Genomic DNA, 10,923 nt, shown 5'->3' on the forward strand with positions numbered 1-10,923 from the left:
GCGCCTGTGACGACCGGCAGCCGGCCGAAACGCCGGATTTCGACCGCCTCGAGCGCGCTCGCTCGTTTATTCCGGCTGACACCTACCGGATCACCGTCACTGGCACGTCCGCCTTGTCGACGACGCTCTTGGCGACGCTGCCCACGACCTGCTCGCGCTCCTCGGAGAGCCCGCGGTGACCGACGTAGATCGCGTCGACCGTCTCTTCGGCCGCGTACTCGGTGATCGCGTCGGCCGGCCGGCCCGTGAGCAGTTGGGTCTCCACGGTGATCGGCTCGTCGACCGCCTCCTCGGCGATGGCGCGGGCGCTGTCCAAGACCCCCTGCCCGGCCTCGACCGCCGCGTCCTCGCCCGGGAGGATGATCGTGCCGTCGACCAGTTCCGAGTCCGGCGTTAACACGTGGGCGATCTCCAGCGTCTCGTAGAACGCGACCGCCTGTCGCGCCGCGTACCGGACCGCCTCGTCCCCCTCCGTCGATCCGTCGGTCGCAACGAGGTAGCTCATACGCGGAGATGCGTCCGACGGACACATAATTCCTGTCGGGCGTTCCCGGTCTGCGGCTCTGCCGGCGGCGACTCCGCGTCGCGCCGCGGGCGGCGACGGCGGATTCCATCGTCCGCCGGCACCCGCCACCGGTCGGAGCCGACCTTACCGTCCGCCGGCGTTCGCTCCCGGCCGGACCGAGTCGCCCTCGGAGGCGTGGATCGCGTCGAGAACCTCCTGAACGCGGGTCGCCTCCGCGAACGAGACGAGGTCGCCGTCGTCGCCGTCGAGCGCGCTCGCGAACTCAGTCAGGAGCGCGCGCACGCTGTCGCCGCGCTCGTCGACGAGCGTCGCCTCGGTCTCGCGGCCGCGGTCGCGAACGAGCCGGTACCACTCCGTCAGCGACAGCGACGCCTCGTCGCCGACGACGGTGACGCTGTTCTCTTCCTCGCCCTCGTGGTCGCACAGCAGGTCGAGCGTCCCGCGGACCCCGCCGGCCCGGAACGTCGCGACCGCGTCGTCCTCATAGGTGTCGGGTCCGGAGTACCCCACGTCCGCCGAGACGGTCTCGACCGGGCCGAACAGCTCACGGACGCCGAACAGGAAGTGCGTCCCCACCTCCCGGAGCGGGCCGCCCTGCTCGCGCGACTCCAGCCACGCCACGTCCTGCCACTCGCGGGGCCACTCGGGGAACCGGAACCGGAGTTCGACCCGACGCGGGTCGCCGACCTCGCCCGCTTCGACCGCCTCCCGGAGCCGGACGAAGCCGGGGGTGTAGCGGAACGGGAGGTTCACGGCCGTGACGCGGTCGGTCTCCTCGGCGAGCGCGACGAGTTCGCGGCCCGTCTCCGCGTCCGCCGCGATGGGCTTCTCGCAGATCACGTGTTTGTCGGCCGCGAGCGCGTCGGCGACAACCTCCCGGTGCGCGAGCGGCGGGACGCCGACGTAGACGGCGTCGAGGCCGTCCGTCTCGACGAGCGCCTCGTGGTCCGTTGTCGTCGCGGTGCGGTCGGTCCCGTGGTCGGCCGCGAGCGACGCGGCGCGGTCGGCGTCGAGGTCGCAGGCGGCCGCAAGCTCGAACCGGTCGTGGTCCGCTATGACGCCCGCGAGGCGGTTCCCGATGACGCCGCAGCCGACGATGCCGATCTGTATCACGCCCGACGAGAGCGGGCGGACGCGCTTGTAGCTTCGGGAGCCGGACTCGACCCGGGCCGCCTTCGGCCGGTCCCGACCGCCTCAGGTGTCGTCCAGCGGCCGCGCGACCATCTCGCCCCACGGCTCGAAGCCGTGGCGGTCGTAGAACCCCCTCGCGCGGTCGTTCGCCGGGTCAACGTCGAGGACCAGTCGGTCGAGCGGGAGCTCCTGGTCGGCCGCGAGGTCGAGCGCGGCGCCCAGCAGGTTGTCGGCGACGCCGGTCCCGCGGTGCTCGGGCGCGACGTAGAGCTCGTTCAGCACCGCCGCGTCCCATATCATCGCCAGCCGTTCTGGGAGGACGAAGACGTAGCCGACGACGGCGCCGTCGGCCGCCGCTTCGTCACCGGGCCCGTCGGCGCTCCCGTCGACCGCGACGGTCACGCACCGGAGGTCGTCGGCGACGCAGCGGTCGACCCAGTCGAGCCACCGCTCGCGGTACGTGTCGGTGAGCTTCTCCGCGTAGGCGGCCGCCTTCCCGTCGCCGCCGGTGCTCTCGCCGAGGCCGCGCTCGAAGGCCACCTTCGCCGCGTAGAGCCCGTCGGCGTCGCGCTCGCGGTCGTAGGGCCGGATTTCGGGTGTCACGCGTCGCCCTCCGCGGAACCTCCGCTCCCGTCGCCCGCCGACTCGTCGCCCCCGGTCTCCGCGCCTCCACCCTCCTCGCCCTCCAGCACGTACTCCGCGAGCGTCGGGACGAACGTGCCGATGTCGGTGACCATGCCGACCGCCTGCGCCGAGCCGCGGTCGAGCAGCTGGGTGACCGTGGCGGGGTTGATGTCGACGCAGACGGTCTTCGTCGTCGACGGGAGGCAGTTGCCGACCGCGACGGAGTGGAGCAGCGTGGCGAGCATGAGCACGATGTCGGCGTCGCGGGCCTGCTCGCGGATCGCGTCCTGCGCCTCGACCGCGTCCGTGATCGTGTCCGGCAGGGGGCCGTCGTCGCGGACCGACCCCGCGAGGACGGTGTCGACGCCGTTCTCGACGCACTCGTACATCACCCCCTCCGTGACGACCCCGTCCTCGACGGCTGCCTCGATCCCGCCGGCGCGGATGATCTCCGAGATGGTCCAGATGTGGTGTTTGTGTCCCTTCCGCGGGTGTTCGAGCGTCTCAACGTCCATCCCGAGCGAGGTGCCGTAGATCGAGCGCTCCAGGTCGTGGGTGGCGAAGCCGTTGCCCGCGGAGAGCGCGTCGACGTAGCCCGCGGCGACGAGGTCGGCGAGCGCGTCGCCCGCGCCGGAGTGGATCACCGCGGGGCCGGCGACCACCATCACGGTCCCGCCGTCCGCCTCGACGGCGCGGAGCTCCGCGGCGACCTCACGGATCGTCGACTCGGAGGGGCGCTCCGCGGAGACGCCGCCCTGCATGAAGCCGAACGCGCCGCCGCCGCTCCGGGGGCGCTCCGGCGGGTTCACCCGGATCCCGGACTGGTCGGTCGCGACGAGGTCGCCCGCCTCGACCGCGCTGAGCGTCTTGGTGCGGGCGCGCGCCGCCCCGTCGTTGCCCGCGTCCGATGCGTCCGCTCGGTCTCCCTCGCCGGCGTCCGCTGCCGGCTCGGGTTCCACCACCAGCGCGCAGTCCATCTCGATCCCCTCCACGTCGATCCACTCGCCGTCGTACAGCACCTCGGTCGGGTGGTTCGTCGTCGAGTAGAAGTTCGGCGGCACCACCTTGTCCGCGGGCGCGGGGACGAGCTCCACGTCGGACGGGTCCTCCAAGACCGCGCCGTTCTGGTGGAGCTCGTGGAGGATCGCGCGCAGCGTCTCGGGGTCGTCGGCCGAGACGGCCAGCCGGCAGTACGACTCCTCGGTCTCGTGTTTCCCGACGTCGAACCGCTCGACGTCGAACGAGCCGCCAAGGTCCATCACCGCGCCGAAGCAGCGCTGCATCGTCCCGCTGTCGATGAGGTGCCCCTCCAGCTCGACGGTCCGCGACTGGGTCATACGGAGGCGTCGCGCCCCCCGGTGAAACCCGTTTCCCTGCCGCCGTCGCTACCGCCCGATCGTCCCCTGCCGCGTCACCGGCGCGTCGGGGTCGACGAGGAACGCCACGACGGTCGCGCCCTCGTCGCCCGCGGTCACGGTCGGCGGGGCGCCCTCGCCGGTCCACAGGGCGCTCTCCGTCTCCGAGAGCGCGGCGTCGCCGACCTCGGCCGACCCCTCGAAGACGTACACGTAGGCGTCCCGCCCCTCGACGTCGGGGAGCGTCGCGCCCGCGCCGGCGTCGAGTCGAACGTCGTAGCAGTCGACCGCGTTGCGCACGGTGAACGGGTGGTCCGACCCCGCGGGCGCGAACACGCGACGCCACTCGTCCGGTTCGGGGTCCGGGAGCGGGCCGTGCTGGATCCCGGGCTCCAGACCGAGGTCGTGCGGGCGAACGAATATCTGGAGCATCCGGAGCGGCGGGTCGTCCGCGAGTGTCTCCTCGGCGTGCCAGAAGCCCGATCCGGCGTTCATCACGAGGAGGTGCTCCGCGTCGGTGACGAGTTCGTTCCCCTCGCGGTCGTCGTGGCGCATCACCCCCGCGGGCACCCACGAGACGATCTCCTCGTCGCGGTGCTGGTGCATCCGGATCAGCGTGCCGGGGTCCATGAACGACTCGACGACCGTCGAGAGCGGGCCGTACCCGTGGTCGTCGTGGTCCGGGAGGTTCCGCCCGGGGAAGTTGAATCGCGTGCGGAACTTGCCCTGATCTCGAAAGACCTCGGAGCGAGGCGCGGGGAAGAGGTCGCGGTCGGCCGCGGCGGCGGAATCCATTACCAGCCGGTAAAGTCCCGTCGAGCAAAAGCCGTCCGGTGGGGGCGACGCCCTCTTACTCCCCGCGCCCCTCGATCCGATATCGTGACGACCGTCCTCTCGGACCGCGACCGGCGCAAGCGGGACGACCGCCCCGACGGGACGTTCTACGCCGACCCGCGGTTCGTCACCCACGCCGACGACGCGTTCCTCGACCGGCTGACCGCGCTGTACGCGTCCGTGACCGATCCCGACGACCGCGTCCTCGACGCGATGAGCAGTTGGGTCTCGCACCTGCCCGACACCGACTACCAGCGCGTGGTCGGTCACGGGCTCAACGAGGCCGAGCTGGCCGAGAACGACCGGCTCGACGAGTTCGTCGTGCGCAACTTCAACCAAGATCAGTCGCTCCCGTTCGCCGACGACGCGTTCGACGCCGTCTGCTGTGCGCTGTCGGTCCAGTACCTCCAGTACCCCGGCCCCGTGTTCGAGGAGTTCGCCCGGGTCCTCGCGCCCGGCGGAACGATAGTCGTCAGCTTCTCGAACCGGATGTTCCCGACGAAGGCCGTCCGCGCGTGGCGGGCCGCCTCGATGGACGAGCGCGCCGACCTCGTCGAGCGGTACCTCGACGCCGGCGGCTTCGACGTGACGGACCGGATCGCGGAGCGCCCGGGTCAGGACCCCTTCTACGCCGTGGTCGGAACGCTCCCGTGACCCCCCGCCGCGCCGCGGCCGCCGTCGTCGACATCGGACTCGCGCTGGCGCTCGGCGCGGCCGCACGCCTCGCGCACGTCTACTGGTACCGCGCCTTCGCGACGAGCGTCCCCGTCGACCTCGCCGGCTCGGTCGCCCTCGGGGTCGTGTTCGCCGTCGGCCACCTCGTCGTCGCCTCCGGCGACCGCGTCTCCGCCGCGACGGAGCGACGGCCCGACTCGCGGGCGTGGGGGCCGCGTCGAACCGCCGCCGCGTTCGGCGTCGGGTTCCTGCTCCACGCCGCCGTGGCGCCCGCGTTCACGCCCTTCGGCCTCGAACCGGCCGGCGTCAACGCGGCGCTCGCGGCCGGGGGTGTCGCGGTCGGGCTCTGGTCGCTCGGGGTCCGTCGCGCGGCGCGGACGGGAGCGTAGCCGGCCCGGAACAGGAGCCGGGACCGACGGCGGCCCCGGTCAGTCCGCCGCCGCCGACTCGGCCGCTTCCAGCCCCGAGCCGCTCGGCGGCCGGAGGACGAACACCGCCAGTCCCGCGGCGACCGCGAGCGCACCGCCGAGGGCGAACGTCGGCGTCCAGCCGAGCGTCGCGACGAGGTAGCCGGCGACGGTGCCGGAGAAGACGCCGCCGCCGACCTTCGCGGTGTACAGGACCGCGTAGTTGCCGGAGGAGTTGGCCGAGCCGTAGTAGTCGGCCAGCAGGGACGGGAAGTAGACGTACAGTGGCGAGGAGAAGAACATCGCGCCGAGGACGAACGCGACGAAGACCGCGCCGTTACCGGCCTCGCCGGCGGCCACCAGCCCGACCCGGAACAGCCCGGCGAGGAGGAACGAGCCCGCCATCACGCGCTTGCGGCTGAACCGGTCGGTCGCCTCGCCGAGGATCAGCCGCGACACCCCGGCGGCGATGGGGAGGAGCGTCGCGGAGAGCGTCGCGATCAGCGCCGCGAGCCCGAAGTTCTCCGCGAACCGGACCACGTTGGCGATCACGAGGAGGTCCGCGCTCGCCATCGCGATGAACATCGCGTACAGCAGCCAGAACTGCCACGTCGAGAGCATCTCGCGCGTCGAGTAGTCGCGGCCGCGGATCGACGCCGCGAGCCCCTCGTCGCCGTCCCCGCCGTCGGCGTCGTCCGTCCGGTCCAGCCAGTCTTTCGGCGGGTCACGGAGGAGGAACGACCCGACGAGCGTCACGAGTAAGATTCCGATCCCGATGTTGCGGAGCACGTCGCCGTACCCCGCCACGGTCGCGTTCGCCCGGACGTACGGGACGACGAGGGCGCTTCCGGCCGCGAACGCCATCGTCCCGACGCCGGTCGTCAGCCCCGTGCGGTCGGGGAACCACTTGACCGCGGTGTTGACCGCGACGGTGTACACGATGCCGACGCCGACCGCGCCGAGCGAGTACAGGAGGTACAGCTGCCAGAGGCTCGTCGCGTACGCCAGTCCGATGTACCCGCCGCCAGCGAGGATCGCCGCGAGGAACGTGAGCGTCCCCGGGCCGCGGCTGTCTCGCCACTTGCCCGCGGGGAACTGCGAGAGCGACTGGAACACCACGTAAAACGAGAACACCGCGCCCAGCGCCGGCAGCGCGATGTCGAGGCTGTTCGCGAGCGGCTGCTCGATCGACGACCAGACGTACTGGTACGGGCTCACCGCCGCCATCATCCCGGCCGCAGCGGCGATCTGCCACCATCGCGAGAACCCGAGAATGTCGGCCGCGCGCGCGGCGTAGTCGACGCCGCCCGCCGCCCCCTCCTCGGCGGCCGCCTCCGCCGACTCGTCCTCAGCCATCGTCGTCCGTCGTCCGCGTGCTGTCGGTCTGTGTCATGTGGTCTCCGTCCCTCGTCGGACCGCGGCGCGCTGCCGACTCCCCGTCGACTCCCCGCCGACCCGCTGCGGCCGTCTCGTTTCCACCCACCGCGCTCGCCGACTAAAACGCGTCGTTGGGGTCGGTCCGCGGCCCCCGACAAATAAATTATGATAATCGTTTATCCTGTCGAAAAATGTTAAGAACAGCCAGATCTTATCGAAATCCGAACAACAGGTCGGTAGCTATCCGACCTTTTTCGCAATTCATGTCCACCGATATCGACGCCACCGACGCGACGGGCGAGACCGCGGCCGTGTCTCCGGACGCCGACGCCGCAGCGACGGGACGCTTCGAGCGCGTGCTGGTCGTCGCGACCGACGATCCGGCCGGACGGGCGGCGGTGTCGACGGCCGTCGACCTCGCGGCGACGCACGGAGCGGTCGTCGACGCGCTGTACGTCGTCGACACGGCAGAGGCGTGGGACGTGGTCGTCGAGCGCCGCGAGCGGACCGGCGAGGAGCTCGTCGAGGCCGCCGAGGACGCGGGCGCCGCGGTCGGCGTCGACGTCGAGAAGTGGTTCCGCTACGGGACCACCCACCGGGAGGCGGTCGACTTCGCCGCCGCGCACGACGCCGACCTCGTGGTTGTCGGCTCCGCGCGCCGGACCGGGCTCGACCGGCTCCTCCGTCCCGACCCGGTCCCGGCCCGCGTCCGGCGCGGCGCCGACGTCCCGGTCATGGTCGTCGGACCGGACGACGGCTGAGCCCGTCTCGCGCCATCGGAGGCGCCGCACGCGACCGGTTAAGTGGGCCCGGCCCCAACGATCGGTGTGACAGACGTAGGCATCGTCGGCGCGGGCGCGGGGGCGGCCGCGGCGGCGTTCGTCATCGACCGGACCGTGCCGGAGGCGGACGTGACCGTGCTGGAGAAGTCGGGCGGCCTCTGTGGGCGCGCGGCGACCCGCCGCCACGACGACCTCACGTACGACTACGGGGCGAACTACCTGAAGAGCGACGACGACCGCGTCGTCGAGCTGATCACCGAGACGCTCGACGACGAGGGGCTCGTCGAGGTGACGGAGCCGGTGTACACCTTCGACGTCGACGGGGCGGTGTCCCCGGGCCGCGACGCCGACGAGCACAAGTGGAGCTACCGGCGGGGGCTCACACAGATCGCGAAGCGGCTGTTCGGCCGCACGGACGCCACGGTCCACCGGCGCACCCGGGTCGAGACGGTTCGACGGACGAGCGCCGAGGACGCGTGGGAACTCGACGACGCGGACGGCGAGACGCACGGGCCGTTCGACCGCCTCCTCATGAACCCGCCGGCCCCCCAGACCGCGGAGCTGCTCCGGACGGCTGAGTGGGACGACCCGCTCCGCGAGACGCTGGTCGACGCTGTCGGCGGGGTCGAGTACGGCAGCGTCTGGACCGCGGTGTTGCGCTACCCGTTCGAACTCGACGTGCCCTACTACGCGCTCGTGAACACCGACAAGGAGCACGCGGTCGGGTGGATCTCGCGCGAGGAGTGTAAGGCCGGGCACGTCCCGGACGGCGAGACGCTGCTCGTCGTCCAGGCGAACGGCGCGTGGTCGACCGAGCACTACGAAGACGACCCCGCGGGGAACGTCGCCGCGCTCGCCGACCACGCCGCCGACATCATCGGCGACGACCGGCTGGCCGACCCCGCGTGGACGGACCACCAGGGGTGGCGCTATGCGCTCCCCGAGGTGGGCGTTGACGGCGGCCCCGTCGACTCGGCCCGCGACGCAGGGCTGTACCTGCTCGGCGACTGGGTCGCGGGCGAGGGACGGCTCCACGCCGCAATCGCGAACGGGCTCGACGTCGGCGAGCGCGTCGCGTATCGGATCTGAGAGGGCGGAGACGGCGTCGGCCGGTCCGAGGCGCTGTCACCGGAGAAGTGGTCGGTTTGTGAAGCGGTTCGACGGCGCGCCGAGCGGCGGCGTCAGTTCGTCGTGATGCGGTACTCGACGGTCCCCAGCCCGGGGAGCGTGAACGTCTGGACCCGACCGCTGCGCCGGCGCAGGGTCCGCAGGACGGACCGCGAGAGGACGGCGAGCGCGACGGTGCCGGTCAGGACCGCGACGGTCGCGACGGGGTAGGAAAACGCGACGAACGGTGCGACGACGAGCGCGAGGAACGCGAGCGTCCCCAGCGGCGAGCGGCTGCCCGGCGGCGAGCCCGAGCCGATCGGTCGGTGTTCCTCGGCCGGCGTGATGTAGCCTTGATACATATCTCACTGTACACGCTCGGGCGACTAAAAACTTTCACTTTCCAAATAGGTTTTGAGAAACGGTACCATGTCACATATCCGTAAATCAACTGAAACGGTCGTTAATGCGGTGTAAGTCGTACCATGCTACTCGTTGGTACACTTCTCATATTTCTGTGAGGAGTCCCGTCGTCCGCGTCGACGACTCCGATCGCCGGGGCCTCGACAGAGACGGACGGCGGTCGCGGTCTCGGCGGCGGGCGGCTCGTCTCCCCGGCGGCGATTCCGGTGGTGCGACGGGTCGGCGGTGCTTTTATTCCGCTCCACCGACTTCCGTAGATACGGACAGACACGATGACACTCGACACACCCACCACCGATCCGACGGTCGTCGTCGCGGCGCCGGAGCGCAGGCGCGTGGTCGCCGGTCTCGCAGACGAGGCCGTCGAGACCGTCGCGGACCTCCGCGTGCGCGGGCGGGCCGAAGAGATCGCCGCCGAACTCCGCGAGACGCACCTCCCGGCGCTGGAGGCGGCCGGCTACATCGAGTGGGACCGCGAGGCCGGGACCATCGAACCCGGCCCGAACTTCGAGGAGGCCGCGGCTCACGTCGACGACCTCCCGATGCCGGACGGCGAGCCCTCCGACGACTGACCGCTCCGCCGACCGATCGCTCCGACGGCTGACCGCTCTGTCGGCGGCTCCGGCGGGACGGTCGAGCGCGCGTGGCGGCCCGAGAGCGACTGCCGCGGACGCGGCCCGAGACGTTTATCCCCGGGCGCGGGCGACACCCGACAGCGATGGCCGAGCCGATCCTGAAGTGGGCCGGCGGGAAGCGCCAGCTGCTCGACCAGCTGTACGCCCGCTTCCCGGCCCAGTTCGGCCGGTACCACGAGCCGTTCGTCGGCGGCGGGGCCGTCTTCTTCGACTTAGAGCCCGCCCGCGCGACGGTCAACGACGCGAACCCGCGGCTGGTGAACTTCTACGAGCAGGTTCGCGACCGCCCCGAGGAGCTGATCGCCCGGCTCGCGTCGTTCGACGACCCCGAGAGCGACCCCGACCCGACCCTCCCGTACGCCGAGGAGACGGCGCGCGGCCGGGACGTGGACTCGTACTACTACCAGCAGCGCGCGCGGTTCAACCGCCGGCCGTACGAGGGCGAGTTCGACCCGCTGGCGGAGGCCGCCCTGCTCTTGTACCTTAATCGGACCTGTTACAACGGCCTCTACCGCGAGAACGCCGACGGCGGGTTCAACGTCCCGATCGGTCGGTACGCCGACCCCGACTGGGTCCAGCGCGACCGGATCCGGCGCGCGAGCGACCTGCTCGCCGACGTCGAGGTCCGGCAGGGCGACTTCGCGTACGTCCTCGACGCCGCCGAGCCGGGCGACCTCGTCTACTTCGATCCCCCCTACGAGCCGATGAGCGCGACCGCGAATTTCAACGAGTACAGCGCGTCCGGGTTCGACCGCGAGGACCAGCGGCGCCTGCTCGACGTGGCCGCCGACCTCGACGACGCCGGCGTGTGGGTCGTGCTCTCGAACAGCGGCGTGATGTACGACGCCTACGTCGACGCGGGGTTCCGCGTCGACCGCGAGGACGCAACCCGCGCGATTAACAGCGACGCCGAGAGCCGCGGCGCCGTCGACGAGATCGTCGCGACCAACGTCCCGCCGGCCGAGCGTTGCGAGGCCGGCCAGCGAGAGCTCTCAAGATACTGAGAACGGCGCGACCGATTCCCCTGACTCCGCCACGCGTCCGCTC

The 10,923-nt window shown here is 71.6% G+C and carries 13 protein-coding genes; 6 read left to right on the forward strand and 7 right to left on the reverse strand.

What is annotated here, in order from left to right; all coding sequences use genetic code 11:
* Positions 1 to 82: 82 nt before the first annotated feature.
* The 5 genes from EXE52_RS15705 to EXE52_RS15725 all read right to left on the reverse strand — a co-directional run bounded on the left by EXE52_RS15705 (position 83) and on the right by EXE52_RS15725 (position 4,431).
* The gene (locus EXE52_RS15705) at positions 83 to 505 is read right to left on the reverse strand and encodes a universal stress protein (RefSeq protein WP_049930953.1); all 423 of its coding nucleotides are present in this window, start codon (positions 503 to 505) and stop codon (positions 83 to 85) included.
* A 144-nt stretch (positions 506 to 649) separates the two neighbouring features.
* A complete protein-coding gene (locus EXE52_RS15710; protein ID WP_089308567.1) occupies positions 650 to 1,639 on the reverse strand; it encodes a Gfo/Idh/MocA family protein in 990 nt (329 codons plus the stop codon).
* An 81-nt stretch (positions 1,640 to 1,720) separates the two neighbouring features.
* Positions 1,721 to 2,260, reverse strand: coding sequence for a GNAT family N-acetyltransferase (locus EXE52_RS15715; RefSeq protein WP_089308566.1), 540 nt, complete (start codon positions 2,258 to 2,260; stop codon positions 1,721 to 1,723).
* Positions 2,257 to 3,618 (reverse strand): TIGR00300 family protein, encoded by a 1,362-nt coding sequence (locus EXE52_RS15720; RefSeq protein WP_089308565.1) that lies wholly within the window; start codon positions 3,616 to 3,618, stop codon positions 2,257 to 2,259. The genes EXE52_RS15715 and EXE52_RS15720 overlap by 4 nt, the downstream gene beginning before the upstream one ends.
* 48 nt (positions 3,619 to 3,666) lie before the next feature.
* Complete coding sequence (locus EXE52_RS15725) at positions 3,667 to 4,431, reverse strand: pirin family protein (RefSeq protein WP_089308564.1); 765 nt, start codon at positions 4,429 to 4,431, stop codon at positions 3,667 to 3,669.
* 84 nt (positions 4,432 to 4,515) lie between these two features.
* Here EXE52_RS15725 and EXE52_RS15730 point away from each other — a divergent pair, with 84 nt between their 5' ends.
* Both EXE52_RS15730 and EXE52_RS15735 read left to right on the forward strand, forming a co-directional pair.
* Entirely contained in the window at positions 4,516 to 5,124 is a 609-nt protein-coding gene (locus EXE52_RS15730) for a class I SAM-dependent methyltransferase (RefSeq protein WP_089308563.1), read from the forward strand.
* Complete coding sequence (locus EXE52_RS15735) at positions 5,121 to 5,534, forward strand: hypothetical protein (RefSeq protein WP_049930965.1); 414 nt, start codon at positions 5,121 to 5,123, stop codon at positions 5,532 to 5,534. The genes EXE52_RS15730 and EXE52_RS15735 overlap by 4 nt, the downstream gene beginning before the upstream one ends.
* A 39-nt stretch (positions 5,535 to 5,573) precedes the next feature.
* Here EXE52_RS15735 and EXE52_RS15740 read toward each other — a convergent pair whose 3' ends face one another.
* The gene (locus tag EXE52_RS15740; RefSeq protein WP_089308562.1) at positions 5,574 to 6,908 is read right to left on the reverse strand and encodes an OFA family MFS transporter; all 1,335 of its coding nucleotides are present in this window, start codon (positions 6,906 to 6,908) and stop codon (positions 5,574 to 5,576) included.
* Between the two features lie 284 nt (positions 6,909 to 7,192).
* Between EXE52_RS15740 and EXE52_RS15745 the strand changes: the two genes are divergently transcribed.
* Positions 7,193 to 7,690 (forward strand): universal stress protein, encoded by a 498-nt coding sequence (locus EXE52_RS15745; protein WP_086217012.1) that lies wholly within the window; start codon positions 7,193 to 7,195, stop codon positions 7,688 to 7,690.
* Positions 7,691 to 7,756: 66 nt separating this feature from the next.
* A complete protein-coding gene (locus tag EXE52_RS15750; protein ID WP_089308561.1) occupies positions 7,757 to 8,800 on the forward strand; it encodes an NAD(P)/FAD-dependent oxidoreductase in 1,044 nt (347 codons plus the stop codon).
* Positions 8,801 to 8,892: 92 nt separating this feature from the next.
* Here EXE52_RS15750 and EXE52_RS15755 read toward each other — a convergent pair whose 3' ends face one another.
* Positions 8,893 to 9,180, reverse strand: a complete 288-nt coding sequence (locus tag EXE52_RS15755; RefSeq protein WP_049930974.1) for a hypothetical protein — start codon at positions 9,178 to 9,180, stop codon at positions 8,893 to 8,895.
* Between the two features lie 333 nt (positions 9,181 to 9,513).
* Between EXE52_RS15755 and EXE52_RS15760 the strand changes: the two genes are divergently transcribed.
* Together EXE52_RS15760 and EXE52_RS15765 are read left to right on the forward strand one after the other, a co-directional pair.
* Positions 9,514 to 9,813: a hypothetical protein gene (locus EXE52_RS15760; protein WP_049930975.1), complete on the forward strand. Its 300-nt coding sequence runs from the start codon at positions 9,514 to 9,516 to the stop codon at positions 9,811 to 9,813.
* Between the two features lie 146 nt (positions 9,814 to 9,959).
* Positions 9,960 to 10,880, forward strand: a complete 921-nt coding sequence (locus EXE52_RS15765) for a Dam family site-specific DNA-(adenine-N6)-methyltransferase (RefSeq protein ID WP_049930977.1) — start codon at positions 9,960 to 9,962, stop codon at positions 10,878 to 10,880.
* The last annotated feature ends 43 nt before the right edge of the window (positions 10,881 to 10,923 follow it).

This window comes from Halorubrum sp. CGM4_25_10-8A (assembly GCF_005435025.1).
GTDB classification, from domain to species: Archaea; Halobacteriota; Halobacteria; order Halobacteriales; family Haloferacaceae; genus Halorubrum; species Halorubrum ezzemoulense.